This window comes from Pseudomonas sp. GM33, assembly GCF_000282295.1.
GTDB lineage: Bacteria > Pseudomonadota > Gammaproteobacteria > Pseudomonadales > Pseudomonadaceae > Aquipseudomonas > Aquipseudomonas laurylsulfatiphila.
On record NZ_AKJO01000182.1, the window covers coordinates 1 to 25,442 of the forward strand.

Sequence of the window (25,442 nt, forward strand, 5' to 3'; positions counted from 1 at the left end):
GGAAGTGGGGCGAATTATAGGCTTCTAAAATTCGCCGTCAACACTTAATTTCAACCTTATTCAGCTTTGAGCGTAATACGCGCAAATGCCTTCTTGCCGGCCTGGCAAACATGAGTTGCACCCACTGCGTATATAAAGGTGCGATCAACCACCTCACCATCTATACGCACGCCACCCGAGCCGAGAAGATCGCGCGCCATTGCCGAGTTCTTCACCAGGCCCGCCTTGTTAAGGACGGCAGCAATCGGCATATCTTCGGCAGCAGTCAACTCGATCTCTGGCAGATCGTCCGGCAGCTCGCCATCCTTCATTCGATTACCGGCAGCACGATGAGCGTTGGCAGCAGCCTCTTCACCATGAAAGCGCGCAACGATCTCTTCAGCCAGCTTGATCTTGATGTCGCGCGGATTGGCACCCGCCTCCACATCAGCGCGGAACGCATTGATCTCATCCATGGAGCGGAAGCTGAGCAATTCGAAGTAGCGCCACATCAGCGCATCCGGAATGGAAACCAGCTTGCTGTACATCACTCCCGGCGCCTCCTGGATGCCGACGTAGTTACCCAGGGATTTGGACATCTTCTTCACGCCATCCAGACCTTCAAGCAGCGGCATGGTCAAGATGCACTGAGCTTCCTGGCCATAACCACGCTGCAGCTCACGTCCCATCAGCAGGTTGAACTTCTGGTCGGTACCGCCGAGCTCGACGTCCGCACGCAGAGCTACCGAGTCGTAACCCTGAACCAGCGGATAGAGGAACTCGTGAATGGCGATTGGCTGATTGGTCGTGTAGCGCTTGTCGAAGTCATCGCGCTCGAGCATGCGAGCCACGGTGTACTGCGAAGTCAGGCGAATGAAGTCGGCCGGCCCCATCTGATCCATCCAAGTGGAGTTGAAAGCCACTTCGGTTTTTGCCGGGTCCAGAATCTTGAAGACCTGAGTCTTGTAGGTCTCGGCGTTCTCGAGGACCTGCTCGCGAGTGAGCGGCGGACGTGTAGCACTCTTGCCGCTCGGATCACCGATCATCCCGGTGAAGTCACCAATCAGGAAGATCACCTGATGCCCCAGCTCCTGGAACTGGCGCAGCTTATTAATAAGCACGGTGTGACCCAGGTGCAGGTCCGGAGCCGTTGGATCGAAGCCCGCCTTAATACGCAGCGGCTGGCCACGCTTGAGCTTTTCAATCAGCTCGGACTCGACCAACAGTTCTTCCGCACCACGTTTGATCAGCGCTAGCTGCTCTTCAACCGACTTCATAACAGACCCGCAAGGCTCAGATTCAAAGGGAACCAACCATACAAGATCGCGCGTCAAATACAAGGTTTGCCCGGCGCACGGACGCCAATCCGCAGGCAGGGCACCTACGGACTTGCTTCAGAGATGATTTGGTTATATTTTATACAGTTATTTCATCTTCATCATGTCATTCATCTTTTCCAATTCATCTTTTTCAAAGTCAAAACCACTTATGACCAACGAATCGTCTAAAGCGCCGCCGCTTTACCCGAAGACCCACCTGCTCGCCGCAAGTGGAATCGCCGCCCTTCTCAGCCTGGCGCTCCTGGTATTCCCTTCCAGCGATGTTGAAGCCAAAAAAACGACCCTGAGTCTTGAACTGGAAAGTCCTGCTGAACAACTGACACAAGATCAAGACGCTGCAGAAGTCGTTCAAGCCACAAATGAACCCGCAACATCCCCCTTCGCGCAGATCGACAACAGCGCCGAGGACACTCAGGAAGCCGCTCAAGCCGAACCGGCACCGGTCGTTGAAGTTGAAGAAAAGAAGCCGGCAAGCCACAGGGAAGTGATCGTCGCCAAGGGCGATACCCTCTCCACGCTGTTCGAGAAAGTCGGGCTGCCAGCCACTTCGGTGCATGAAATACTGGCCAGCGACAAGCAGGCCAAGCAGTTCAGCCAGCTCAAGCGCGGGCAAAAACTTGAATTCGAACTGAGCCCTGACGGCCAGCTGACCAACTTGCACAGCAAGCTCAACGACATCGAAAGCATCAGCCTGACCAGGAACGACAAGGGCTACACGTTCAATCGCATCACTGCGAAACCGACCGTGCGCTCCGCTTATGTTCATGGCGTGATCAACAGCTCGCTGTCGCAGTCCGCGGCCCGAGCTGGCCTGTCCCACAGCCTGACCATGGACATGGCGAGTGTGTTTGGCTACGACGTGGACTTCGCCCAGGACATTCGCCAGGGCGACGAATTCGACGTGATCTACGAACAGAAAGTAGTCAACGGCAAGGCCGTCGGCAATGGCCCGATCCTGTCGGCGCGCTTTACCAACCGCGGCAAGACCTACACCGCCGTTCGCTACACCAACAAACAAGGCAACAGCAGCTACTACACCGCTGACGGAAACAGCATGCGCAAGGCGTTCATCCGCACACCGGTGGACTTCGCCCGCATCAGCTCGAAATTTTCCATGGGCCGCAAACACCCGATCCTGAACAAGATCCGCGCCCACAAAGGCGTCGACTACGCAGCACCACGCGGCACGCCGATCAAGGCAGCCGGTGACGGCAAGGTCTTGCTGGCCGGGCGCCGTGGTGGCTACGGCAATACCGTCGTTCTCCAACACGGCAATACCTACACTACGCTCTACGGCCACATGCAAGGCTTCGCCAAAGGCGTGAAGACTGGCGGCACGGTGAAGCAGGGCCAGGTGATTGGTTATATCGGCACCACAGGCCTCTCCACCGGCCCGCACCTGCACTACGAGTTCCAGGTCAATGGTGTGCACGTCGACCCGTTGGGCCAGAAACTGCCGATGGCCGATCCGATTGCCAAGGCCGAACGCGCACGCTTCCTCGCCCAAAGCCAGCCTCTGATGGCGCGCATGGATCAGGAAAAAGCCACGATGCTGGCTTCGAGCAAGCGTTAAGTCATGGCGCTCTATATAGGTGTGATGTCCGGGACCAGCCTTGATGGCCTGGATATCGCGCTGATCGAGCAAGCCCCGGCGATCAGGCTGATCGCCTCCCACTACATTCCGATGCCCGACTCCCTGCGCGCCGAGCTGCTCGGCTTGTGCGCCAGCGGCCCGGACGAAATCGCCCGCTCCGCCATCGCCCAGCAGAACTGGGTGAAACTGGCAGCGAAAGGAATTCACACCCTCCTCGCTCAACAGCAACTGAAGCCTGACGACATTCGCGCCATTGGCAGCCATGGCCAGACCATCCGCCATGAACCGGCACGCGGCTTCACCGTGCAGATCGGCAACCCGGCCCTGCTGACGGAGCTGACCGGCATCACCGTGGTCAGCGACTTCCGCAGCCGCGATGTCGCTGCTGGGGGACAAGGTGCACCGCTGGTTCCCGCCTTTCACGAAGCCTTGTTTGAGGAGCGGATCGGGAACCGTGCAGTACTGAACGTAGGCGGCTTCAGCAATCTCAGCCTTATCGAGCCCGGCAAGCCGGTCGCCGGTTTCGACTGCGGCCCGGGCAACGTGCTGCTGGACGCCTGGATTCATCAGCAACGCGGCGACCACTTTGACCGTGACGGCCAATGGGCTGCCAGCGGCAACATTCAACCGGTGCTATTGAATGCGCTACTGAGTGACCCGTTCTTTGTGACCAAAGGCCCGAAGAGTACCGGGCGGGAAGTGTTCAACCTGCCATGGCTGACGCAGCATCTGGCGCAGCTGCCAGCCTTCTGCGCCGAAGATGTTCAGGCGACCCTGCTTGAACTGACTGCACTGACCATTATCGAATCACTGCAAAGCGCCCAGACAGACACGCAGGAACTGCTGGTCTGCGGCGGCGGCGCCCACAACACGACCTTGATGAACCGCCTGGCCAGCCTGCTGCCAAACGCCAGTGTCAGCAGCACCGCGACTTACGGTGTAGACCCCGACTGGGTCGAAGCCATGGCCTTCGCGTGGCTGGCTCATTGTTGCCTCGAAGGCATCGCGGCCAACCGTCCGAGCGTTACCGGTGCCCGTGGATTGCGCGTACTCGGCGCCATCTACCCCGCATAAATCCTCCACACAGCAAAACGCCGCAAGACCCTGAGGCCGTGCGGCGTTCTGTGAAACAGGCGCGCTGATCAGATCGAGAACGAAGACCCGCAGCCACAGGTGGTGGTCGCATTCGGGTTCTTGATGACGAAGCGCGAACCTTCCAGACCTTCCTGGTAGTCCACCTCGGCACCGGCCAGGTACTGGAAGCTCATCGGATCGACCACCAGGCTCACGCCTTCGCGTTCGACGATGGTGTCGTCATCGGCCACTTCCTCATCGAAAGTGAAACCGTACTGAAAACCTGAACAACCGCCGCCCGTAACAAATACGCGCAGCTTCAAGCGATCATTCCCCTCTTCATCGACCAGGCTCTTCACCTTGTGCGCGGCACCGTGGGTGAATTGCAAAGCCGTGGGGGTGAAGGATTCGACGCTCATGCTGACTATCTCCCGGCGTTACGCCGTCATATTGCGTGATGACGTGCATTATCCGCTTCTCCTAGAAAAGCGGTCAACTATTGTTATGGTATATCAACCAATCCGATCGCCGGCCCGGAATGCAAAAAGGCCCGTCAGACGGGCCTTTTGCTGTACGCGATAAACCTTACGGCAGCATGCCGGCGTGGGAGAGACCCAGACGCTCATCCAGCCCGAACAGAATGTTCATGTTCTGCACGGCCTGACCCGACGCCCCTTTGACCAGGTTGTCGATCACCGACAGCACCACCACCAGATCACCGTCCTGAGGGCGATGCACGGCAATACGGCAAACGTTGGCACCCCGCACGCTACGCGTCTCCGGATGGCTGCCGGCCGGCATGACATCGACGAACGGTTCATTGGCATAACGCTTTTCAAACAACGCCTGCAGGTCCACCGAGCGATCAACAACAGTCGCGTAGAGCGTCGAGTGAATGCCGCGAATCATCGGCGTCAGGTGCGGAACGAAGGTCAGCCCGACGTCCTTGCCTGCTGCGCGACGCAACCCCTGGCGGATTTCCGGCAAATGACGATGACCTTTGACAGCATAGGCCTTCATGCTTTCCGACGTCTCGGAGTACAGCGAACCTACGGAAGCACCACGACCGGCACCGCTGACACCGGATTTGCAGTCAGCAATCAGATGCGCAGCATCGGCCAGGCCGGCTTCGAGCAATGGCAGGAAACCCAATTGCGTTGCAGTTGGGTAGCAGCCCGGCACGGCAATCAGACGCGCTTTCTTGATCTGCTCGCGATTGACTTCCGGCAAGCCGTAGACCGCTTCGTCCAACAACTCCGGTGCACCGTGCGGCTGGCCGTACCACTTGGCCCATTCATCGGCGTCTTGCAGACGGAAGTCGGCCGACAGGTCGATAACCTTGGTCCCGGCCGCCAGCAGTTCGCCCGCCAGGGCATGGGCAACACCGTGCGGCGTGGCGAAGAACACCACATCACAGGCACCCAGGGTCTTGATGTCCGGAACGCTGAACGCCAGGCCGTCGTAATGGCCTCGCAGGTTCGGGTACATGTCGGCTACGGCCAGGCCAGCCTCGGATCGGGAAGTGATGACAACCACCTCAGCTTGCGGATGTTGCGCCAACAGACGCAGCAGTTCGACACCGGTGTAACCCGTGCCGCCGACGATACCGACCTTGACCATAAACCTGCCCTCAACGAACCCACTGGAAAGCCGTCGATAATAGGGGCCGCGCGCGCCTGCGACAACCGTCAAGGTGACGTGCGGACGCTCAAGCCTCTACTATTCCCATTACCGTGAATTGGGGAATAACCAAAAATGCTTTATCTGTGGCTCAAAGCGTTACATATCGTCAGCGTCGTGTGCTGGTTTGCCGGCCTGTTCTACCTGCCCAGACTGTTCGTTTATCACGCTCAAAGCGAAGACACGATCAGCAAGGAACGCTTCAGCGTCATGGAGCGCAAGCTGTACCGGGGCATCATGGGCCCGGCAATGATCGCCACTTTGATCTTCGGCGGCTGGCTCATCTACCTCAATCCTGGCATCTTCAGCCAGGGTGGCTGGATACACGCCAAACTGACCCTGGTCGTGTTGCTGATCGGCTATCACCACATGTGCGGCGCACAGGTAAAACGTTTTGCCCGTGGCGAAAACACCCGCAGCCATGTCTTTTATCGCTGGTTCAATGAGGTTCCGGTTCTGATATTGCTGGCAATCGTAATTCTGGTCGTCGTTCGGCCGTTCTAAATCCAATAGACACCACTCACCGGGGTACTTCCAATGTCGCTGCCCGCTCTGCTCGAACAACGTTTGCGTCTGCCTGTGGTGGCTGCGCCGATGTTCCTGATTTCCAATCCGCAATTGGTACTCGCCTGTTGTCGTCAGGGCGTGGTCGGCAGCTTCCCGGCGCTGAACCAGCGCGAAAGCAGCGGCTTCAAGGCCTGGCTGGAGGAGATCGAAGCCGGACTGGCAACAATGGAAGACCCCGCGCCTTATGCCGTGAACCTGATCGTGCATAACAGCAATCCACGCTTACAGGCGGACCTGGAGATCTGTGTAGAACACAAAGTGCCGATCGTGATCACCAGCCTCGGCGCCGTGAAAGAACTGGTCGATGCGGTGCACAGCTACGGCGGCCTGGTGTTCCATGATGTGACGACACGTCGTCATGCCGAGAAAGCGGCCGAAGCCGGCGTGGATGGATTGATCGCCGTGGCTGCCGGGGCCGGTGGACACGCCGGGACCTGGAGCCCGTTCTCGCTGATTGCCGAAATCCGCCAGTTCTTCGACAAGACCCTGTTGCTGGCCGGCTGTTTGAACCACGGGCATGAAATTCTTGCCGCGCAATTGCTCGGCGCGGATCTGGCCTACTTTGGCACTCGGTTTATCGGCACGACCGAAAGTCACGCGCCCGACGCCTACAAAGAAATGCTGCTGACATCCAAAGCCGCAGACATCATCCATACGCCAGCCGTGTCAGGTGTCCCCGCGAGTTTCATGCGCCAGAGCCTGGAAGCCGCCGGTTTCGACATGGCCGCGTTGCAGGGCAAGGGCGAGATCAACTTCGGTTCCAAGCTCAAACCCGTAAGCGATGAGGCCAAAGCCTGGAAAACCGTTTGGTCTGCAGGCCAGGGCGTGGGAGAAATCGAGGACTTGCCGAGTGTCGAGCAGTTGATTGCACGTCTCGACGCCGAGTACCGCCAGGCCCTGGAGCATGCCGCCCAGCTCCCAAAACGCTGGCCGCGCTGACAGTAAATCTTGGCCAGCCCCGCCCAGCTGGCCTTACACTCACCCGGGTAAAACCTTCTTCTTTCAACCTCTCGCGACAAGGATGCCTCGCACATGGGCGAAAATCGTTTCAAGATCATCTTCGAAGGTGCCTTGCTGCCCGGTGTCGACATCACCACGGCAAAGCTCAATCTCGCCGAATTGTTCAAAAGCGATGTCACGGCCATCGAGCGTTTGTTCACCGGGCGTCCGGTAGCGCTCAAACGCAACCTGTCGCAGGCCGATGCCCAGACCTATCTCCAGGCACTGAGCAAGACCGGTATCGACGCGCGCATCGAAGCCGAAACACCGATCGAGTTGAACCTCGCCGACGTGCATGACCATACCCCGGCCAGCAGCCAGGCGGCATTGGCAGAACCGCAGTCTCCCTACGCTCCGCCTCGCGCGCCCGTCGGCGAAGCCGTGGCGCAATTCGCCACGCTCAAGCCATTCAGTTTCGATGGCCGTATCGGTCGCTTGCGTTACCTCGCCTGGACGCTGGTGCTGACACTGGTGCTGATGGCTGTTTGCGGGGTGTTTGCATTGGTCGCTCTGGCCCTCATCGGTGCGGATTCAACCGCCGGCCTGATCCTGGGCGGCTTGCTGGCTCTGATCCTGTTTGTCGGATTTGCCTTCGTCAGTATCCAGATCACCGTTCAACGATTGCATGATGTCGGCTGGTCCGGCTGGCTGTGGTTGCTGAACCTGGTGCCGTTTGTGGGTACTTTCTTTCCGTTCGTGACCATGGTTGTACCGGGCAACGAACTGGCCAACCGCTACGGCCCACCGCCTCCGCCGAACAGTACCGCGGTCAAAGTATTGTCTTCGCTGTGGCTGGTCGTCATCGCATTGATTCTGGTCGGTTCCCTGGCCGGTGGTCTCTCGGCGATACAGGAAGAATACGAAAACGCCGCCCAGAGCAGCTACGACAGCAGTTCGGTCACCACCGATGAAATCGACGTCGAGGTCGAACCGGTGCCAAATTCCGCCGACGATGCAGCCGAAGAGGCCCAGCCCCCTGTAGACTCTGCGAAAGAATGAACAGCGCTCCTGGCCCGTGACACCTGCGTCGCGGCGCGGAGCTGTTGCGATGGAGAACTGCATGACCCGTTACGCTCTGATCACTGGCGCCTCCAGCGGCATCGGCCTGGCAATGGCCGAAGCGCTGGCCCGGCGCGGCCGCAGCCTGATTCTGGTGGCCCGACAACGTGATCAGCTGGAAAGCATTGCGATTGAATTGACCCAAAGGTTCGGCGTGGAAGTGCTGTTCCGTGCCTGTGACCTGGGCGAACCATTGCGCCTGTCCGGATTCCTGCTGGAGCTGGAAGAAGGCGACCGGCAGATCGATCTGTTGGTCAACTGCGCCGGCATCGGCACATGCGGCCCGTTTCTGGCCCAGGACTGGATGACCGAGCAAGACCTGATCGAAGTGAACATCCTCGCCCTCACCCGTCTGTGCCATGCCATCGGCAACAGCATGGCCCTGCAAGGTGGCGGGCAGATTCTGAATGTGGCCTCGGTGGCAGCGTTTCAACCGGGACCGTGGATGAGCACCTATTACGCCAGCAAGGCCTATGTGCTGCACTTTTCCGAGGGATTGCGCGTCGAGCTGAAAAAGTGTGCGATCAAGGTTTCGGTGCTCTGCCCCGGGCCGACCCGCACAGCGTTCTTCCGTACTGCGCAACTCGACAGCGACAAACTGACCAACAGCAAACTGTTGATGAGCCCCGAGGAAGTGGCGCTCTACACCGTGCGCGCACTGGAAAAGAACCAAGCGATCATTATTCCGGGGCGGCGCAACCGCTGGTTCGCCTTCCTGCCAAGGCTCGGCTCACGCTGGCTGACGCGCACAATCGCCGGCATGGTCAACAAGGCTTACTGCCCGCGCTGATCCAACTCAAGGTAAAAGGCTGGGCGCTGGCATACGCCATGAGTACACTCAGGCCAGCCCAAACAACGGAGAAAACAGCTGTGGATACTCTGTTCACCAAGATCATCAACCGGGAAATCCCGGCGAAGATCATTTACGAGGACGACCAGGTACTGGCCTTCCACGACATTTCCCCACAGGCACCGGTACATTTCCTGGTGATCCCGAAGAAGCCGGTTCGCACCCTGAACGATCTGACGGAAGACGACAAGGCATTGGCTGGACACATTCTGTTCACCGCCCAGCGCCTGGCCCTGGAACTGGGCTGCGAAAAAGGCTTCCGCGTCGTCATGAACTGCAATGAAGAAGGCGGGCAAACCGTCTACCACATTCATATGCACGTGCTGGGTCAGCGCCAGATGCACTGGCCGCCGGGCTGATTGCTGCCTCCCCTTGTGGGAGCGGCGGTGCGGCGATCCGACTTGCTCGCGAAGAGGACCTCACTTTCAACATCCTTGTTGACTGACACTCCGACTTCGCGAGCAAGCCCGCTCCCACAAGGGCATCACAACACTGTCACAGCCTCTGCATCACAATGACCCAGCGCAAACCATCCCCGGCCGATTGGGTTAAACTGGCCGCCGAAATTCCCCCGGAGGTCAGCATGACTACCCAACGTCACTACTCGCCCATTGACCGCCTTCTGCTGCAAGCCGATGCCGCGATGCGCACCCTGCTGCCCTTCAGCGGCCAGCCGTACCGTCCGTCGCCGGCCATCGTGCAGCCCGATGCAAAAATGAGCGACGAAGACACGCGCCACGTTGCCGGCCTGATGCGCATCAACCATACCGGCGAAGTCTGCGCCCAGGCGCTGTATCAGGGGCAGGCGCTGACCGCCAGACTGCCGCAGGTGCGTGCCGCCATGGAACATGCCGCCGAAGAAGAAATCGATCATCTGGTCTGGTGCGAACAACGCATCCATCAACTGGGCAGCCACACCAGCATCCTCAATCCGCTGTTTTATGGCATGTCGTTCGGAATTGGCGCCGTGGCCGGCCTGATCAGCGACAAAGTCAGCCTGGGCTTCGTGGCGGCAACGGAAGACCAGGTGTGCAAGCACCTGAACGAACACCTGGAGCAATTGCCGGCCGAGGATGAGAAATCCCGGGCGATTCTTGAGCAGATGCGTATCGACGAAGAACAGCACGCCGAAAGCGCGCTGGAGGCTGGCGGGTTCCGCTTCCCGGCGCCGGTGAAGTTCGGGATGAGTCTGATGGCCAAGGTGATGACCAAGAGTACTTACCGGATCTGATATCCCGGTCGCCTGTGAGGGCCTCTTCGCGGGCAAGCCCGCTCCCACAGGGTTCGGTGTGCGGCAGCTTAATGTGGGAGCGGGCTTGCTCGCGAACAGCATCACTCGACCGCCCTGACTGCCAGCAATAAAAAAGGCGACTACCGCAAGGAAGTCGCCTTTTTTGTGCTCGATAACCTTACGCCATGTTGCGCGCGTAGAAGATTTCGAGCATTTCGTGTTTCACCCGCTCGGTCACCTGGGCACGTTGCTCAGAGGACAGGTTGCTGGTGGCGTCACCGAACAGGTAGTTATCCAGCTCGAAGTTCTTCAGCAGCATTTTGGTGTGGAACAGGTTTTCCTGGTACACGTTCACGTCGGTCATCTGGTACGCGTCGCGAGTGTCATCGGAGAGGTAGTTCTGGATCGAGTTGATCTCGTGGTCGATGAAGTGCTTTTTGCCCTCAACGTCACGGGTGAAGCCGCGCACACGGTAGTCCACGGTCACGATGTCCGAATCGAACTGGTGAATCAGGAAGTTGAGCGCTTTAAGCGGTGAAATGACCCCGCAAGTCGACACGTCGATGTCCACACGGAAGGTTGCAATACCGCTGACCGGATGGATTTCCGGGTAGGTGTGCACCGTGATGTGGCTCTTGTCGAGGTGGGCCAGAATGATTTCGGGCAGCGGGCCCGGAGACTCTTCTATCTGACTGTCGGTCGGGGTTACCGGCTCTTCGGAGATCAGAATCGTGACGCTGGCGCCCTGCGGCTCATAGTCCTGACTGGCAATGTTCAGGATGTTGGCACCAATGATATCGACAACTTCCGTGAGGATCTGCGTCAGGCGTTTCGCGTTGTACTCTTTATTGATGTACTCGACGTAAGCCTGCTGGTCTTGCGGGGTTTCCGCGTAGCAGATGTCATAGATGTTGAAGCTCAAGGTCTTTGTCAGGTTATTGAACCCGTGGAGCTTGAGTTTGCTTTTCACCGTTAAAAACTCTCTATGTGTTTGCGGCCCGGCCGCGTGATCAAGCATGCCCGTCAGATGCGAACAACACACCTGCGTAGGACGGTTAACACCTCTTCGCGATGGCGATTTTGGTTGTCTGTTCGGGTGCGAGGCCTGTCGGCTGACGGGCCACTACCCTGAAAAAAGTGGCGCATTATGCAGACGTCAGCTTGTGTTCGCCAGAGTCTGCACTGCTTTTATGATAGTTGAATGTCGATTCAACCGAGCTCGATGATCTCGTAGTCGTGAGTAATTGCCACGCCAGCCGCGCCGAGCATGATCGAGGCCGAGCAATACTTCTCGGCAGACAATTCAATGGCGCGTTTGACCTGGGCCTCTTTCAGCCCGCGGCCCTTGACCACGAAGTGCATGTGGATCTTGGTGAAAACCTTTGGATCTTCGGTCGCGCGCTCGGCTTCGAGGAAGGCTTCGCAGCTCTCGACGGCCTGGCGGGACTTCTTGAGGATGCTGACCACGTCGAAATTGCTGCAACCGCCGACACCCAGCAGCAGCATTTCCATCGGCCGGACACCCAGGTTACGTCCGCCGGCCTCGGGCGGACCGTCCATGACCACGACATGACCGCTACCGGATTCGCCGAGGAACATGGCTTCGCCAGCCCATTGGATGCGTGCCTTCATCGCCAAGACTCCACTGTATAAAAAAGGGTCGCCAGCTTAGCACAGCCCCCGAGATTGACAGCGCCCGCCGTCCTAGGACATATCCCACTGCCTTGTAGGTAAATGCTCGAATATTTCAGGAGGTGTCTGGTAAGCTGACGCCAATTCAATGGCGCATGGCCAGCCTCACTCCAGCGTTCGCTATTTATAAAAACCATACCGTGCAGTCTTTTCGGGATACAACCATGGTTGCTATTGCCCCCAACCCCAAGCTCAAGAACCTCGACAAGCTGTTGATGCATTGCCAGCGCCGCCGCTATCAGGCCAAGAGCAACATCATTTGTGCCGGTGACCGCTCGGAAACGCTGTTCTTCATCATCAAAGGCTCAGTGACCATCCTGATCGAGGATGACGACGGGCGGGAAATGATCATTTCCTACCTGAACGCCGGGGACTTTTTCGGTGAGTTGGGCCTGTTTGAGCAAGCCGGTCTGGAGCAGGAGCGCAGTGCCTGGGTGCGGGCCAAGGTCGAATGCGAAGTTGCGGAAATCAGCTACGCAAAATTCCGCGAGTTGTCCCTGCAGGATCCGGACATTCTTTACGTCCTCAGCGGACAAATCGCACAGCGCCTGCGCAACACCACGCGCAAGGTCGGTGACCTGGCATTTTTTGACGTGACCGGCCGCGTTGCCCGCTGCCTGCTGGAGCTGTGCAAACAGCCAGACGCCATGACCCACCCCGACGGCATGCAAATCAAGGTGACCCGTCAGGAAATCGGGCGGATTGTCGGTTGTTCCCGGGAGATGGTCGGTCGCGTGCTCAAGGATCTGGAAGAACGCAACCTGGTGGACGTCAAAGGCAAGACCATGGTGGTCTTCGGTACGCGATAAGCTCGAAAACCTAGCCGCCGAACATCTGTGCCAGCATCAATCGATAAAGTTCGTCGAGGCGCGCCAGTGCATCGGGCGCCGCGAACTTCTCATGCAATGCAATGTGGCTTTCGGCGCGTACTCGCTGTTCCAGACCACAGGCCTCGTTGAAGCGATTGACCGCGGCGACCATTGACGCCCGGTCGTTATCCATCAGCATCGCACCGTGCACCAGCCCCACCGGACGCTGACCACCCTGACTCTGGCGCCAGCGCTGGGCGGTGCCAACCATTTTGCGCCCGTCGAGATTGACGTTGAAGCGGCCATCGCAGAACGCACCGTCGATTTCGCCAAGGGACGACGAGCCACCCAATTCATCCAGCAACTGGCAGATGGGGTCGCACAGGCGCCGGTAACCGGTTTCGATGCGGTTCAAATCACCTTCGCTGCGCGGTGGCGCGTAAACCAGGGCGATATTGATCGTAGTGGCGGATTGTGGAACCGGTTCGCCGCCGGTATCGCGCAGCAGCACCGGCCAACCGGCCGCCGCCGACACTTCACAGGCAGCCTCGAAACCCGGCAAGCGATTCAAGCGGCGCGGCATGACCAACGCCTGATCGCCCGGTTGCCAGAACAACAGGCCGAACTCCGCGTCGCCTGCACAGACCGAGGCCAGCAGATCTTGTTCGGCTTGCAGGCCGGCTTCGATGGTCAGGAAGGTTGGCAGCGACATGGAAGGCTCCGACAGACCTGAGGTCTCTAGGGGATTTGCGGGCCTCTTCGCGGGCAAGCCCGCTCCCACAGTGGAAGCGGTTTGCCTGTGAAGATGTGTTTAGTCGAGGGTCGAGCCGCTGACTGGAACGCCGCGCTCGGGGAAGAACAGTCGCTGCAATTCGGTACCCGGGCTTTCGGCGCGCATGAACGCTTCACCGACCAGGAACGCGTAGACGTCGCTGATTTCCATCAGTTCGACATCGGCGCGGTTGAGAATGCCGCTCTCGGTGATGACCAGACGATCGCGCGGAATACGCGGCAACAGGTCGAGGGTGGTTTCCAGGCTGACATCGAAGGTGTGCAGGTTGCGGTTGTTCACGCCAACCAGCGGAGTATCGAGGGTTTTCAAGGCCCGCTCCAACTCATCGCCGTCGTGGACTTCCACCAGCACATCAAGGTTGACGCTTTTGGCCACGGCTGCCAGTTCGGCCATTTTCACGTCATCCAGCGCCGACACGATCAACAGCACGCAATCGGCACCCAGGGCACGGGCTTCGACGATCTGGTAGGGATCGATCATGAAGTCCTTGCGGATCACCGGCAGTTGGCACGCCGCGCGGGCCTGCTGCAGGTACGCATCGGCGCCCTGGAAGTAGTCGATATCGGTGAGTACCGACAGGCAAGTCGCGCCGCCCTTCTCGTAGCTTCTGGCGATATCGGCGGGAACGAAGTTCTCGCGGATCACGCCTTTGCTCGGCGAAGCTTTCTTGACTTCAGCAATGACTGCCGGTTGCTTCAGCTTGGCCTGAGCCAGCAATGCCTTGGCAAAACCACGAGGTGCATCGGCCACCTTGGCCAGACTTTCCAGCTCGGCGAGGCTGACGCGAGCGCTGCGCTCGGCCACTTCCTCGACTTTGCGCGCCAGAATCTTTTCCAGAACCGTCGGTACACTCATCCCTCATTCTCCACTCTGAATACCGCGGTAAACGCACCCAGCTCCTCGAGCTTTTCTCGAGCGAGGCCGGTGTGCAGCGCATCGTGCGCAAGTGCAACTCCCTCTTTCAAACTGCTGGCATGGTCGGCCGCATACAGTGCGGCACCGGCATTGAGCATGATCATCTCGGCCGCTTTCTGACCGTTCTCGGTCTTGCGCTTGCCCAGGGCATCGCGAATCAGCTCCAGGGACGCCGCCGGGCTTTCCACGGCCAGGCCGTGCAGGCTCTGGCTCTTCATGCCCAGGTCTTCCGGCTCGACCCAATACTCGGTGATCTGGTCATCCTTCAGCTCAGCGACAAACGTCGGTGCGGCCAGGCTGAATTCGTCCAGGCCATCCTTCGAATGCACCACCAACACATGCTTGCTACCCAGACGCTGCAACACTTCCGCCAGCGGCCGGCACAAGGCCTGGGTAAATACGCCCACCACCTGATGCTTCACACCGGCCGGATTCGTAAGCGGGCCGAGCATGTTGAACAATGTGCGCAAGCCAAGATCACGACGCGGGCTGGCGGCGTATTTCATCGCAGAGTGATGAGTCTGGGCAAACATGAAACCAATACCAACGTTGTCAATGCAGCGCGCCACTTGCACCGGCGTCAGGTTCAGGTAGATGCCGGCCGCCTCCAGCAAATCGGCACTGCCGCTCTTGCCCGACACCGCACGGTTGCCGTGTTTGGCTACCGTACAACCGGCCGCCGCAACCACGAAAGCGGAAGCGGTCGATACGTTGAAGATATTGGCGCCGTCACCGCCGGTGCCCACCACATCGACCACACCGTCGAGGGTCTTGAGTTCGACCTTGTCCGCCAGTTCACGCATCACCGACACCGCGCCGACGATTTCGTCGATGCTTTCGCTCTTCATGCGCATGGCCATCATGAACGCACCGATCTGTGCGTCCGTGCATTGCCCGGTCATGATTTCGCGCATCACATCGCGCATTTCATCGGTGCTGAGGTCGAGGTGATCGACGACACGGCTCAGGGCTGTCTTGATATTCATGATGAGTCCTTAGCGTGTGCCGCCGGTTTGTTTGAGGAAGTTGGCGAACAGTTCGTGGCCCTGCTCGGTGAGGATCGATTCAGGGTGGAACTGCACGCCCTCGATGTTCAGGGTCTTGTGACGCAGGCCCATGATCTCGTCGACCGAGCCGTCTTCAAGCTGGGTCCAGGCCGTCAGCTCCAGGCAATCGGGCAGGGTTTCGCGCTTGACGATCAATGAATGATAGCGGGTCACCGTCAGCGGACGGTTCAGGCCTGCGAATACACCCTTGTCCTCGTGAAATACCGGGCTAGTCTTACCGTGCATCACTTGGCGGGCGCGCACCACATCGCCGCCAAAGGCCTGGCCGATGGATTGGTGACCCAGGCAGACGCCAAGAATCGGCAGTTTGCCGGCGAAATGCTTGATCGCTTCAATCGAGATGCCGGCTTCGGTCGGGGTGCAAGGACCGGGGGACACAACGATGCGCTCAGGATTGAGGGCTTCGATTTCAGCGATGGTCAGTTCATCGTTGCGCACGACTTTGACCTGGGAGCCGAGCTCGCCCAGGTACTGCACAACGTTGTAGGTAAAGGAGTCGTAGTTATCGATCATCAGCAACATGGCGTTAATAACCTCTTGAATTCACTGACTTTAAAGATGGCCTTCGAATGATTGACCCGCAGAGCGCTGCGCTTTGACAGGTGCTGGAGGAGCGCCAGCAAAGCGGCATTTCAAACAGGTAAAGAAGGCGAAGCGGTACAGGTCCGGCGAGGCCGGCAAAAGAATTCAGGCGCGCCAACGCCAGCGGGCGTGTGCCTTGATGACTTGATCCAGGAGTTTACTGATGATCAACACGGGGAAGGTCTCGTTCGTACGTCCCGGCACAGTATCGTAGCTGGGCAGAGCGTGCAATATCGCCGGGGGTCCTGCCCGCGAAACTATCAAAGGCTCCGCGACAGATGGCAAAAGGCCGAACGTTTTTGGTACTGTCGTTTCGTTCACTACAACAATAAATAAACGGACTTGCTCATGATCAAACAGTCGTTGTCTGTACCGCTCGCAGGATGCTTGCTCGCGATGGCGTGCGCCCAGGCGAACGCCGCACCCAATCCTTATACAAATTTCGTGGTCTTCGGGGACAGCCTCAACGACGCCGGGACCTTTGCCGACACCGGCGGGCCTGCCGGGGCGACGCAGCGCTTTACCAACCGGACAGGGCCGGTGTATCTGGATGGCAGCGGCGAAGTCCGCTCGCTCAACTCCACGCAGATACTGGGTGGAAAACTCGGGTTCTCGGCGGACCAGACTGCGTCATCATCTTCGGCGGTGCGTGCCAACAACGGCCAGCCCGATGGCAACAACTGGGCCGTCGGCGGCTACCGCACGGATCAGATCCTGGATTCGATCACCAGCGTTTCCGCCACCGGCGAACGCACCCGCGCCGGCTACCTGCCGTCGAACAACTTCCGTGCCGACCCGAACGCACTGTATTACCTGTCGGGTGGTGGTAACGACTTCCTGCAAGGTCGCGTCACCAGCCTGCCCCAGGCCAGCGCTGCAGCCGATCGACTGGCCGACAGCGTGCAGACACTGCAAACCGCCGGCGCCAAATACGTCATGGTCTGGTTGCTGCCCGATATCGGCTTCACCCCGGCGTTCAACGGCACCCCGCTGCAAGCGTTCACGTCCCAACTCAGCGCCCAGTTCAATAATGAACTGGTCAGCCGACTGCAGAACATCAATGCCGAAGTCATCCCGCTCAACATTCCGGTACTGCTCAAAGAGACGTTCGCCAATCCGGCGCAATTTGGTCTGGCCACCGACCAGAACCTCATCGCCACCTGCTTCAGCGGCAACGGGTGTACCGAGAATGCCCGTTACGGCATCAACAGCGCCACGCCGGACCCGACCAAACTGATCTACAACGACTCCGTGCACCCCACAGAAGCCGGGCAGCGCCTGATTGCCGACTATGCGTATTCCCTGTTGGCAGCCCCCTGGGAGCTGACATTACTGCCGGAAATGGCCCAGGGCACCCTGCGCGCGCATCAGGATGAATTGCGCAACCAGTGGCTGGCCGATTGGCAAAACTGGCAGGGCGTCGGCCAATGGCGAGCCATTGTTTCTGGCGGCGGACAGCATCAGGACTTTGACAGCCAGGACAGCGCGGTCAGTGCCGACGGCAACGGAGCCAACCTGAACATCGGGGGCAGCTACCGCATCGACGATGCCTGGCGCGTTGGCCTGGCGGCGGGTTTCTATAACCAGAAACTCGAAGCCGGCAGCAACGATTCCGACTACAAGCTCAACACTTACCTGGGCACGGCATTCGCCCAATACCAGCAAAACCGTGTCTGGGCTGACGTGGCGCTGACGGCCGGCCACCTGGATTACGACAGCCTCAAGCGCAAGTTCCAGTTGGGTGCCAACGAACGCAGTGAAAAAGGCGATACCAGCGGCTACATCGAAGCCTTCAGCGCTCGCCTGGGTTACGACATTGCACAACAAGCGAGCAGCCCCTGGCACGTGTCGCCGTTTATCAGCGCTGATTTCTCCAAGGCGAAAGTCGATGGCTACTCGGAGGACGGCAACGATTCCACGGCGCTGACCTTTGCCGATCAGGAAGTGATTTCCCGACGCCTGGGTGCTGGCCTGCAGGGTAAATACCAGATCACCCCGCAAACCCAGGTGTTCGGCGAGGCGGCAATCGAGCGTGAGTACAACGACGATACCCAGGACGTGGGCATCAACCTCAACAGTCTGCCGAACAACCAGTTCACACTGGAAGGCTACACCCCGCAAAGCCACTTGCAGCGCGTGAACCTGGGAGTGAGCCACAACCTCACCCGCGACCTGGCATTGCGCGCCAGCTACAACATTCGCAGGGACGACGACTTCACCCAACAAGGCATCAACGTAGGTGTTGCGCTGGACTTCTGATGGACCGGCAATAAAAAACGCGGCGCCCTTACAGGCGCCGCGTTTTTTTATTGCTGGTGTACCCCCTGTAGGAGCGAGCTTGCTCGCGATTGCGGTGGGTCAGACCACATCAATGTGGCAGTGCTGCCCCCATCGCGAGCAAGCTCGCTCCTACAGGTTTTTGCGTGAACTCAGGTGTTCGGGGTTTGTTCGGCCAGTGCCACGGCGCGGAACATTGCGCGGCGCTTGTTCAGGGTTTCTTCCCATTCCAATGCCGGCACCGAGTCGGCGACGATGCCGCCACCGGCCTGCACGTGCAGTTCGCCGTTCTTGATCACCGCCGTGCGGATCGCAATCGCGGTGTCCATGTTGCCGTTCCAGGCGAAGTAACCGACCGCACCGCCGTAGACGCCACGCTTGACCGGCTCCAGTTCGTCGATGATTTCCATCGCGCGAATCTTCGGTGCGCCAGACAAGGTGCCCGCCGGCAGAATCGCCCGCAGTGCATCCATTGCCGTCAGCCCGGCCTTAAGTTGCCCGGTAACGTTGGACACGATGTGCATCACGTTGGAATAACGCTCGATGACCATTTTCTCGGTGAGTTTCACCGAGCCGATTTCCGAGACACGACCAGTGTCGTTGCGACCGAGGTCGATCAGCATCAAGTGTTCGGCGATTTCCTTGTCGTCCGACAGCAGGTCTTTTTCCAGCGCCAGATCAGCTTCTTCATTGGCCCCGCGTGGGCGGGTGCCGGCAATCGGGCGCACGGTAATCAGGTTGTCTTCGACCCGCACCAGCACTTCCGGCGAACTGCCGACGACGTGGAAGTTGCCAAAATTGAAGAAGTACATGTAAGGCGTCGGGTTGAAGCAGCGCAGCGCGCGGTACAGATCGATCGGCGCGGCCTTGAAGTCGATCGACATACGCTGGGACGGCACGACCTGCATGCAGTCACCGGCCAGGATGTATTCCTTGATGGTGTCGACGGCTTTTTCGTAATCGTCCTGGGTGAAGCTGGAGCGGAACACCGGGTCAGCCGATTGTTGCTGGCTGAAGTCCAGGCCACGGCGCGGGGTGATCGGCTGGCGCAGTTTTTCCAGCAGCTCTTCCAGGCGGGCGCGGCCTTGCTCGAAGGCATCTTCCTGCGCCGGGTCGGCCAGCACGATGGCGTGCATCTTGCCGGCGAGGTTGTCGAACACCACGACGGCGTCGGAGACCATCAGCAGAATGTCCGGTACGCCAAGCGGATCCGGGTTCGGGCACTTGCCCAGACGCTTCTCCACATAACGCACGCAGTCATAACCGAAGTAACCCACCAGACCGCCGTTGAAACGCGGCAGGCCGGCGATGGTCGGCACGTTGTAGCGGGCCTTGAAGGTTTCGACGAAGGCCAGTGGGTCTTCCACGTCGTGGCTTTCGGTCTCGACGCCGTCGACGGTCACGCTGACGTGATGGTCGTGAACCCGCAGCACAGTGCGGCATGGCAAGCCGATGATCGAGTAACGGCCCCACTTCTCGCCGCCCTGCACGGACTCCAGCAAGTAGGAATTGGGCTCGTCGGCCAGCTTCAGGTAGATCGACAGCGGCGTGTCGAAGTCGGCCAGGGTTTCGCAGGCAAGCGGAATGCGGTTGTAGCCGGCAGCGGCCAAACGCAGGAATTCTTCGCGGATCATGAGGTGCCTCGTGGCTTGAGGGTCGAACGGTCAGGTATGCAAACGCGCCGGAAACCGGCCAGGATCAAGTCAGGCGCGCCAACGCCAGCGGGCCAGGGCCTTGATGACTTTCATCCAGAGTTTGCGAGTGACCACCACGATGGCGTTTCCAGAAGGGGGTTTGACAGAGTCGGCCAACGTTATCTCAGCGGCCGGATCCAGGCAACCGGGAATTAGTTTGCGCAGGTCGTCGATCACCAACGCCGGCGATTCTTCGGCGATCGGCCGCCCGTGGTTATAGCCGTAGCTCAGAGCCACACACTTGACCCCCGCCGCTTTCGCCGCCAGCACATCGCTGCGTGAATCGCCGACGAACAACGACTGCGAAGCCGGAATGTTGGCCATTTTCATCACGAAAAACAGCGCGGCCGGATCGGGTTTTTTCTGTGGCAGGGTGTCGCCGCCGATGATCCAGCGGAAATAACGGCCGATCTTCATCTGATCCAGCAGCGGCGCGACGAAGCGCTCCGGCTTGTTGGTGATCAGCGCCATCTCGACACCCTGCTTTTGCAGCCATTTGAGGGTATCGCGCACGCCGGGGTAAACCACCGTCAGCTCATGGCTCTCGCCATAGGCTTGCATGAAATACTCCAGCGCCCGTTCGGCCTCGGCGTTATCGACCGCCGAATGATCGATGCCGCCGGCCAGCGCGCGACGCACCAGTACCGGCGCGCCATTGCCGACCCATTCGCGCACTGCTTCCAGGCCGGCGGGTTGGCGACCGAGATTGAGCAGCATCTTGTCCACAGCCACTGCCAGGTCCGGGACCGAATCGATCAACGTGCCGTCCAGATCGAACATCACCAGCCGTGGCAATTGCCCCGGGAACAGCTGCTCAAAGCCACTCATGGGCGAGCCAGCGCCAGTTCGGAGCGCATCTTGTCGATGACTTCCTGATAGTTCGGCGCATTGAAGATGGCCGAACCGGCGACGAAGGTGTCAGCACCGGCCGCAGCGATTTCGCGAATGTTGTTGACGTTCACGCCGCCGTCGATTTCCAGGCGAATGTCACGACCCGAAGCATCGATCAGCGCCCGCGCTTCACGCAGCTTGTCGAGGGTGCCGGGGATGAACTTCTGCCCGCCGAAGCCCGGGTTGACGCTCATCAGCAGGATCATGTCGACCTTGTCCATCACGTACTTGAGGACGTCCAGCGGGGTCGCCGGGTTGAACACCAGGCCCGACTTGCAGCCGCCTTCGCGGATCAGTTGCAGGGAGCGGTCGACGTGCTGGGTGGCTTCCGGGTGGAAGGTGATGTAGGTCGCGCCGGCTTCGATGAAGTCGCCGACGATACGGTCCACCGGGCTGACCATCAGGTGCGCGTCGATCGGCGCGGTCACGCCGTACTTGCGCAGCGCCGAACAGACCATCGGGCCGATGGTCAGGTTCGGTACGTAGTGGTTGTCCATGACATCGAAGTGCACGAAGTCGGCGCCGGCGGCCAGGACGTTGTCCACTTCTTCACCCAGGCGGGCGAAGTCGGCGGAAAGAATCGACGGAGCAATTACGAAGGGCTGCATGACGCACCTTTTCTGAGCAGAATCACGATGGCGCGCATTGTATACCTCATGCTTTGACGCGCGCACCGTGAGCGCGATGATTGGACCTTGCCATCATCCATCAACGGCAGAGTCTCTAGTACGCCGCGCGATAGATCTTCTCGATATCGACGGCACTCAACTTGCGCGGGTTATTGCGCATCAGGCGCTCGATCCCCGCCGCTTCGACGGCCATGGACGCGATGGCGTCCTCGGGTACACCGAAACTGCGCAGGCCCTGGGGAATTTCCACGACGGCACACAGCTCGGTCATGGCTTGCACGGCTTTGTCAGCCGCTTCGTTGACACTTAGATGAGCGGTCTTCACGCCCATGGCCTCGGCGATATCCTGCATGCGTTCGATGCAGGCCATCTTGTTCCAGGTCATGACATAGGGGAGTAACAAGGCATTGCTCACGCCATGGGCAATGTTGAAACGTCCGCCTAGCGGATACGCCAACGCATGCACCGCGCCGACCCCGGCGTTGCCGAACGCCATGCCGGCCATCAGGCTGGCGGTGGCCATGTCTTCCCGGGCTTGCAGGTTCGACGGGTTGGCGTACGCCTTGGGCAAGGCCTTGGCGATCAACTTGATGGCGCCAATGGCCAGGGCATCGGTAATCGGCGAGGCATTGACCGACAGATAGGATTCGATGGCATGCACCAGCGCATCGACGCCGCTGGCCGCCGTGACGCTGCGCGGACAGGTCAGGGTCATTTGCGGACTGACCAGCGCCACGTCCGGCAACAGGTAGTCGCTGACGATACCTTTTTTCAGTTGCGCGACCTTGTCGGAAAGGATGGCGACGTTGGTCACTTCCGAACCGGTACCGGCCGTGGTCGGGATAGCGATCAACGGCGGGCCTTTGCGCGGCACCTGATCGATACCGAACAGATCCTCCAGCGCACCGTGGTATCCGGCATAGGCCGCCACGCTCTTGGCAATGTCGATGGCACTGCCGCCGCCCAGGCCGATCAGGCCGTCATGCCCGCCCTCGCGATACACCTGCATACAATCTTCGACGATGGCGATTTCCGGGTCCGGCAGTACCCGGTCGAAAATCTCGTAGCTGCGTTCGCCCAACTGCGCCAGCGCCAGCTCTACCGTGCCGGACTTGACCAGGGCGGCATCGGTGACGATCAGCGGATTATCAATGTCCAGACGCGCCAGCTCGGCGGACAGCTGCTCGATGGCACCTGCGCCGGTGATCAGTTTGTGAGCGATCTTGAAAGAGGAAAGACTCATGTGCGCAGCCTCTTATAGGTAGGGGAGCTGGGCACAATAGTAGCTGGGGATTGGGGTTTGTCTGGCATTCAGGCCATGAATGTCCGAACAGACTCTGGAGAACCCATGTAGGAGCGAGCTTGCTCGCGATGGACTTGAAAACGCCGCTGGGTGTCAGGCTTCCAGCGTTATCGTTGACGACCATCGCGAGCAGGCTCGCTCCTACAGGTGATCGGGGCGTGGCTTCAGACCTGCGCGGTCCGCAGTTTCTCGCTACGCCCACGCAGCCATTCCAGGGTCAGCAACAGGATCACCGAGAAGGCAATCAGCAGCGTCGCGGCGGCGGCGATGGTCGGGCTGAGGTTTTCGCGGATGCCGCTGAACATCTGCCGTGGCAGGGTCGCTTGTTCAGGGCCGGCGAGGAACAGCGTCACCACCACCTCATCGAACGACGTCGCAAAGGCAAACAGCGCCCCCGAAATCACGCCCGGCGCGATCAGCGGCAAGGTCACCCGGCGGAACGTGGTCAGCGGCGAAGCGCCCAGGCTGGCCGCAGCTCGCACCAGATTGTGGTTGAACCCCTGCAAGGTCGCCGACACGGTGATGATCACAAACGGCACACCCAACACCGCATGCACCACGATCAGCGAGAAGAAGCTGTTACCCAGCCCCAGCGGAGCGAAGAACAGGTAACTGGCCACACCGATGATCACCACTGGCACCACCATCGGCGAAATCACCAGCGCCATCACCAGCGCCTTGCCGGGGAAGTCGCCGCGGGTCAGTCCAATCGCCGCCAGCGTACCGAAGACCATGGCCAGCACCGTGGCCGCCGGGGCGACGATGATGCTGTTCTTCAGGGCGCGCATCCACTCCGCCGAGGCGAAGAAATCGTGGTACCACTGCAGCGAGAAACCTTGCAGCGGGTACACCAGGAAACTGCCGGAGTTGAACGACAGCGGAATGATCACCAGCACCGGCAGGATCAGGAACAACAGAATCAAGCCGCAGAGAATCCGCAAGCTGTAGAACCACACCCGTTCGATGGGCGACATATAAGGACTCAGCATTTCGTTCTCCCCTTAGCTCAGGCGCAGGCGGCTCGCGCCCACCAGCCAGCTGTAAATCAGATAAAGCACGACCGTTGCGAGCAACAGCAGCCCACCGAGTGCGGTCGCCATGCCCCAGTTGATGCTGGTGTTGGTGTAGAAGGCGACGAAGTAGCTGACCATCTGATCGTTCGGGCTGCCCAGCAAGGCCGGGGTGATGTAGTAGCCAATGGCGAGGATGAACACCAACAGGCAACCGGCGCCGACACCGGCATAGGTCTGCGGGAAGTACACCCGCCAGAAACTGGCGAACGGATGGCAGCCGAGGGAAATCGCGGCGCGCATGTAAGTCGGCGAGATGCCTTTCATCACGCTGTAGATCGGCAGGATCATGAACGGCAGCAGGATATGCACCATGGAGATGTAGACACCGACGCGGTTGAACACCAGTTCGATCGGCTTGTCGATGATGCCCATGGCCATCAGACCGCTGTTGATCAGGCCGCCCGACTGCAGCAACACGATCCACGCCGCGACCCGTACCAGGATAGAGGTCCAGAACGGCAACAGCACCAGAATCATCAGCAGGTTGCTCTGGCGCGACGGCAGATTGGCCAGCAGGTAAGCCAGTGGGTACGCCAGCACCAGGCAGATCACGGTGATGATCAGGCCCATCCAGAAAGTGCGGGCAAAGATGTCGAGGTAGATTGCCTGGTCCGGGGTGGCCGGGGCGATTTCGCCGAGGTCGTCGATGCGATGATCGACAGCCGCCAGCAGGTAATACGGGGTGATGCTGCTGGTGTTGCGGCGCACCGCTTGCCAGTAGGCCGGGTCGCCCCAGCGCTCATCGAGACCTTCCAGCGCTTCTTTATAGGAGGCCGGCTCGGTGGCAAGCGGCAAGGCGCGGGCGGTTTTGGTCAGCAGGCTGCGGTAGCCGGCCAGCTCCATGTTCAGGCGCTTGGACAGATCGCCCAGGGTCTGGTTCTTGCGGGCTTCGGCGAGGTCTTCGGCCGCCGCTTTGTAAACCGGTTCAGCGGGCAGGCCGCGGCCGTCCCAGCTGGCGATGGCGGTCACGGTGCGCGGCATGCCGCCGACCACTTCCGGGTTGCCAACGCTTTTGTAGAGCAGCGCCACGATCGGCACCAGGAACACCAGCAACAGAAACAACACCAGCGGCGCGATCAACGCCTGGGCCTTCCAGCGGTTGACCCGCTCGGCGTGCTTGAGCCGCTGCTTCAAGGTGGGGCTGGTGCCCTCGTTCAGGGGAACGGCGATAGCCATGACGTACTCCGGGAATCTTTGATCGTACAGAGGCGGAGAACCACCTCTGTTGTGTTGAAACACCGCAACCTGTGGGAGCGAGCTTGCTCGCGATGAGGCCATCACATTCAACATCTATGTTGATTGACCCACCGCTTTCGCGAGCAAGCTCGCTCCTACAGCGTAAGC

The 25,442-nt window shown here is 59.7% G+C and carries 25 protein-coding genes; 10 read left to right on the forward strand and 15 right to left on the reverse strand.

Annotation, left to right across the window (positions count from 1 at the left end; translation table 11 throughout):
- Positions 1-56 precede the first annotated feature (56 nt).
- On the reverse strand, positions 57-1,256 hold the full coding sequence (gene tyrS / locus PMI26_RS02010; protein WP_007980168.1) for a tyrosine--tRNA ligase: 1,200 nt from the start codon (positions 1,254-1,256) through the stop codon (positions 57-59).
- Positions 1,257-1,467: 211 nt separating this feature from the next.
- Between tyrS and PMI26_RS02005 the strand changes: the two genes are divergently transcribed.
- Together PMI26_RS02005 and PMI26_RS02000 are read left to right on the forward strand one after the other, a co-directional pair.
- Positions 1,468-2,892 carry a peptidoglycan DD-metalloendopeptidase family protein gene (locus PMI26_RS02005; RefSeq protein ID WP_007980170.1) on the forward strand — a complete coding sequence of 475 codons (1,425 nt, stop codon included), beginning with the start codon at positions 1,468-1,470 and terminating at the stop codon, positions 2,890-2,892.
- A 3-nt stretch (positions 2,893-2,895) separates the two neighbouring features.
- Positions 2,896-3,987, forward strand: coding sequence for an anhydro-N-acetylmuramic acid kinase (locus PMI26_RS02000; RefSeq protein ID WP_007980172.1), 1,092 nt, complete (start codon positions 2,896-2,898; stop codon positions 3,985-3,987).
- 68 nt (positions 3,988-4,055) lie between these two features.
- Here the strand turns inward: PMI26_RS02000 and erpA are convergent, their stop codons facing one another.
- Positions 4,056-4,406: an iron-sulfur cluster insertion protein ErpA gene (erpA, locus tag PMI26_RS01995; RefSeq protein ID WP_007906865.1), complete on the reverse strand. Its 351-nt coding sequence runs from the start codon at positions 4,404-4,406 to the stop codon at positions 4,056-4,058.
- A gap of 166 nt (positions 4,407-4,572) precedes the next feature.
- Positions 4,573-5,607, reverse strand: a complete 1,035-nt coding sequence (argC, locus tag PMI26_RS01990) for an N-acetyl-gamma-glutamyl-phosphate reductase (protein WP_007980174.1) — start codon at positions 5,605-5,607, stop codon at positions 4,573-4,575.
- 135 nt (positions 5,608-5,742) lie between these two features.
- Here argC and hemJ point away from each other — a divergent pair, with 135 nt between their 5' ends.
- The 6 genes from hemJ to coq7 all read left to right on the forward strand — a co-directional run bounded on the left by hemJ (position 5,743) and on the right by coq7 (position 10,373).
- On the forward strand, positions 5,743-6,171 hold the full coding sequence (gene hemJ, locus PMI26_RS01985; RefSeq protein WP_007980176.1) for a protoporphyrinogen oxidase HemJ: 429 nt from the start codon (positions 5,743-5,745) through the stop codon (positions 6,169-6,171).
- Positions 6,172-6,204: 33 nt separating this feature from the next.
- A complete protein-coding gene (locus tag PMI26_RS01980) occupies positions 6,205-7,173 on the forward strand; it encodes an NAD(P)H-dependent flavin oxidoreductase (protein ID WP_007980178.1) in 969 nt (322 codons plus the stop codon).
- A 93-nt stretch (positions 7,174-7,266) separates the two neighbouring features.
- The gene (locus PMI26_RS01975) at positions 7,267-8,232 is read left to right on the forward strand and encodes a DUF805 domain-containing protein (RefSeq protein ID WP_007980180.1); all 966 of its coding nucleotides are present in this window, start codon (positions 7,267-7,269) and stop codon (positions 8,230-8,232) included.
- Positions 8,233-8,293: 61 nt separating this feature from the next.
- On the forward strand, positions 8,294-9,082 hold the full coding sequence (locus PMI26_RS01970) for an SDR family NAD(P)-dependent oxidoreductase (protein ID WP_033048446.1): 789 nt from the start codon (positions 8,294-8,296) through the stop codon (positions 9,080-9,082).
- A gap of 80 nt (positions 9,083-9,162) precedes the next feature.
- The gene (locus PMI26_RS01965) at positions 9,163-9,501 is read left to right on the forward strand and encodes a histidine triad nucleotide-binding protein (protein WP_007980184.1); all 339 of its coding nucleotides are present in this window, start codon (positions 9,163-9,165) and stop codon (positions 9,499-9,501) included.
- Positions 9,502-9,725: 224 nt separating this feature from the next.
- Positions 9,726-10,373 carry a 2-polyprenyl-3-methyl-6-methoxy-1,4-benzoquinone monooxygenase gene (gene coq7, locus PMI26_RS01960; protein ID WP_007980187.1) on the forward strand — a complete coding sequence of 216 codons (648 nt, stop codon included), beginning with the start codon at positions 9,726-9,728 and terminating at the stop codon, positions 10,371-10,373.
- A gap of 178 nt (positions 10,374-10,551) precedes the next feature.
- On the opposite strand, the gene speD is transcribed toward coq7, so the two are convergent.
- Both speD and PMI26_RS01950 read right to left on the reverse strand, forming a co-directional pair.
- Positions 10,552-11,343: an adenosylmethionine decarboxylase gene (speD, locus tag PMI26_RS01955; RefSeq protein WP_007980189.1), complete on the reverse strand. Its 792-nt coding sequence runs from the start codon at positions 11,341-11,343 to the stop codon at positions 10,552-10,554.
- 239 nt (positions 11,344-11,582) lie between these two features.
- On the reverse strand, positions 11,583-12,005 hold the full coding sequence (locus tag PMI26_RS01950; RefSeq protein WP_003176451.1) for an OsmC family protein: 423 nt from the start codon (positions 12,003-12,005) through the stop codon (positions 11,583-11,585).
- 224 nt (positions 12,006-12,229) lie between these two features.
- On the opposite strand from PMI26_RS01950, the gene crp reads away from it, so the two are divergent.
- Positions 12,230-12,874 carry a cAMP-activated global transcriptional regulator CRP gene (gene crp, locus PMI26_RS01945; RefSeq protein ID WP_007980190.1) on the forward strand — a complete coding sequence of 215 codons (645 nt, stop codon included), beginning with the start codon at positions 12,230-12,232 and terminating at the stop codon, positions 12,872-12,874.
- A 10-nt stretch (positions 12,875-12,884) separates the two neighbouring features.
- Here crp and PMI26_RS01940 read toward each other — a convergent pair whose 3' ends face one another.
- From PMI26_RS01940 to PMI26_RS01925, 4 genes are all read right to left on the reverse strand, one after another.
- Positions 12,885-13,586 (reverse strand): lipoate--protein ligase family protein, encoded by a 702-nt coding sequence (locus tag PMI26_RS01940; RefSeq protein WP_007980191.1) that lies wholly within the window; start codon positions 13,584-13,586, stop codon positions 12,885-12,887.
- 99 nt (positions 13,587-13,685) lie between these two features.
- Entirely contained in the window at positions 13,686-14,522 is an 837-nt protein-coding gene (gene trpC, locus PMI26_RS01935; protein WP_007980192.1) for an indole-3-glycerol phosphate synthase TrpC, read from the reverse strand.
- On the reverse strand, positions 14,519-15,568 hold the full coding sequence (gene trpD / locus PMI26_RS01930; protein ID WP_007980193.1) for an anthranilate phosphoribosyltransferase: 1,050 nt from the start codon (positions 15,566-15,568) through the stop codon (positions 14,519-14,521). The genes trpC and trpD overlap by 4 nt, the downstream gene beginning before the upstream one ends.
- A 9-nt stretch (positions 15,569-15,577) precedes the next feature.
- A complete protein-coding gene (locus PMI26_RS01925; protein ID WP_007980194.1) occupies positions 15,578-16,171 on the reverse strand; it encodes an aminodeoxychorismate/anthranilate synthase component II in 594 nt (197 codons plus the stop codon).
- A gap of 408 nt (positions 16,172-16,579) precedes the next feature.
- Here PMI26_RS01925 and estP point away from each other — a divergent pair, with 408 nt between their 5' ends.
- Entirely contained in the window at positions 16,580-18,490 is a 1,911-nt protein-coding gene (estP, locus tag PMI26_RS01920) for an esterase EstP (protein WP_007980195.1), read from the forward strand.
- Positions 18,491-18,660: 170 nt separating this feature from the next.
- On the opposite strand, the gene trpE is transcribed toward estP, so the two are convergent.
- The 6 genes from trpE to PMI26_RS01890 all read right to left on the reverse strand — a co-directional run bounded on the left by trpE (position 18,661) and on the right by PMI26_RS01890 (position 25,274).
- Positions 18,661-20,142: an anthranilate synthase component I gene (trpE, locus tag PMI26_RS01915; RefSeq protein ID WP_007980196.1), complete on the reverse strand. Its 1,482-nt coding sequence runs from the start codon at positions 20,140-20,142 to the stop codon at positions 18,661-18,663.
- Positions 20,143-20,211: 69 nt separating this feature from the next.
- Complete coding sequence (locus PMI26_RS01910) at positions 20,212-21,030, reverse strand: phosphoglycolate phosphatase (protein ID WP_007980197.1); 819 nt, start codon at positions 21,028-21,030, stop codon at positions 20,212-20,214.
- Positions 21,027-21,701 carry a ribulose-phosphate 3-epimerase gene (gene rpe, locus PMI26_RS01905; RefSeq protein WP_007980198.1) on the reverse strand — a complete coding sequence of 225 codons (675 nt, stop codon included), beginning with the start codon at positions 21,699-21,701 and terminating at the stop codon, positions 21,027-21,029. Before rpe ends, PMI26_RS01910 begins: the two co-directional genes overlap by 4 nt.
- Positions 21,702-21,816: 115 nt before the next feature.
- Positions 21,817-22,965 carry an iron-containing alcohol dehydrogenase gene (locus tag PMI26_RS01900; RefSeq protein ID WP_007980199.1) on the reverse strand — a complete coding sequence of 383 codons (1,149 nt, stop codon included), beginning with the start codon at positions 22,963-22,965 and terminating at the stop codon, positions 21,817-21,819.
- 224 nt (positions 22,966-23,189) lie between these two features.
- Positions 23,190-24,014: an ABC transporter permease gene (locus PMI26_RS01895; protein WP_007980200.1), complete on the reverse strand. Its 825-nt coding sequence runs from the start codon at positions 24,012-24,014 to the stop codon at positions 23,190-23,192.
- Between the two features lie 12 nt (positions 24,015-24,026).
- Positions 24,027-25,274 (reverse strand): ABC transporter permease, encoded by a 1,248-nt coding sequence (locus tag PMI26_RS01890; RefSeq protein WP_007980201.1) that lies wholly within the window; start codon positions 25,272-25,274, stop codon positions 24,027-24,029.
- Positions 25,275-25,442 lie beyond the last annotated feature (168 nt).

Excerpts from the sequence above, each read along its gene's own strand:
- tyrS (WP_007980168.1), bottom strand. The coding sequence starts at position 1,256 with ATGAAGTCGGTTGAAGAGCAGCTAGCGCTGATCAAACGTGGTGCGGAA.
- PMI26_RS02005 (WP_007980170.1), top strand. The coding sequence starts at position 1,468 with ATGACCAACGAATCGTCTAAAGCGCCGCCGCTTTACCCGAAGACCCAC.
- PMI26_RS02000 (WP_007980172.1), top strand. The coding sequence starts at position 2,896 with ATGGCGCTCTATATAGGTGTGATGTCCGGGACCAGCCTTGATGGCCTG.
- erpA (WP_007906865.1), bottom strand. The coding sequence starts at position 4,406 with ATGAGCGTCGAATCCTTCACCCCCACGGCTTTGCAATTCACCCACGGT.
- argC (WP_007980174.1), bottom strand. The coding sequence starts at position 5,607 with ATGGTCAAGGTCGGTATCGTCGGCGGCACGGGTTACACCGGTGTCGAA.
- hemJ (WP_007980176.1), top strand. The coding sequence starts at position 5,743 with ATGCTTTATCTGTGGCTCAAAGCGTTACATATCGTCAGCGTCGTGTGC.
- PMI26_RS01980 (WP_007980178.1), top strand. The coding sequence starts at position 6,205 with ATGTCGCTGCCCGCTCTGCTCGAACAACGTTTGCGTCTGCCTGTGGTG.
- PMI26_RS01975 (WP_007980180.1), top strand. The coding sequence starts at position 7,267 with ATGGGCGAAAATCGTTTCAAGATCATCTTCGAAGGTGCCTTGCTGCCC.
- PMI26_RS01970 (WP_033048446.1), top strand. The coding sequence starts at position 8,294 with ATGACCCGTTACGCTCTGATCACTGGCGCCTCCAGCGGCATCGGCCTG.
- coq7 (WP_007980187.1), top strand. The coding sequence starts at position 9,726 with ATGACTACCCAACGTCACTACTCGCCCATTGACCGCCTTCTGCTGCAA.
- PMI26_RS01950 (WP_003176451.1), bottom strand. The coding sequence starts at position 12,005 with ATGAAGGCACGCATCCAATGGGCTGGCGAAGCCATGTTCCTCGGCGAA.
- crp (WP_007980190.1), top strand. The coding sequence starts at position 12,230 with ATGGTTGCTATTGCCCCCAACCCCAAGCTCAAGAACCTCGACAAGCTG.
- PMI26_RS01940 (WP_007980191.1), bottom strand. The coding sequence starts at position 13,586 with ATGTCGCTGCCAACCTTCCTGACCATCGAAGCCGGCCTGCAAGCCGAA.
- trpC (WP_007980192.1), bottom strand. The coding sequence starts at position 14,522 with ATGAGTGTACCGACGGTTCTGGAAAAGATTCTGGCGCGCAAAGTCGAG.
- trpD (WP_007980193.1), bottom strand. The coding sequence starts at position 15,568 with ATGAATATCAAGACAGCCCTGAGCCGTGTCGTCGATCACCTCGACCTC.
- PMI26_RS01925 (WP_007980194.1), bottom strand. The coding sequence starts at position 16,171 with ATGTTGCTGATGATCGATAACTACGACTCCTTTACCTACAACGTTGTG.
- estP (WP_007980195.1), top strand. The coding sequence starts at position 16,580 with ATGATCAAACAGTCGTTGTCTGTACCGCTCGCAGGATGCTTGCTCGCG.
- trpE (WP_007980196.1), bottom strand. The coding sequence starts at position 20,142 with ATGATCCGCGAAGAATTCCTGCGTTTGGCCGCTGCCGGCTACAACCGC.
- PMI26_RS01910 (WP_007980197.1), bottom strand. The coding sequence starts at position 21,030 with ATGAGTGGCTTTGAGCAGCTGTTCCCGGGGCAATTGCCACGGCTGGTG.
- rpe (WP_007980198.1), bottom strand. The coding sequence starts at position 21,701 with ATGCAGCCCTTCGTAATTGCTCCGTCGATTCTTTCCGCCGACTTCGCC.
- PMI26_RS01900 (WP_007980199.1), bottom strand. The coding sequence starts at position 22,965 with ATGAGTCTTTCCTCTTTCAAGATCGCTCACAAACTGATCACCGGCGCA.
- PMI26_RS01895 (WP_007980200.1), bottom strand. The coding sequence starts at position 24,014 with ATGCTGAGTCCTTATATGTCGCCCATCGAACGGGTGTGGTTCTACAGC.
- PMI26_RS01890 (WP_007980201.1), bottom strand. The coding sequence starts at position 25,274 with ATGGCTATCGCCGTTCCCCTGAACGAGGGCACCAGCCCCACCTTGAAG.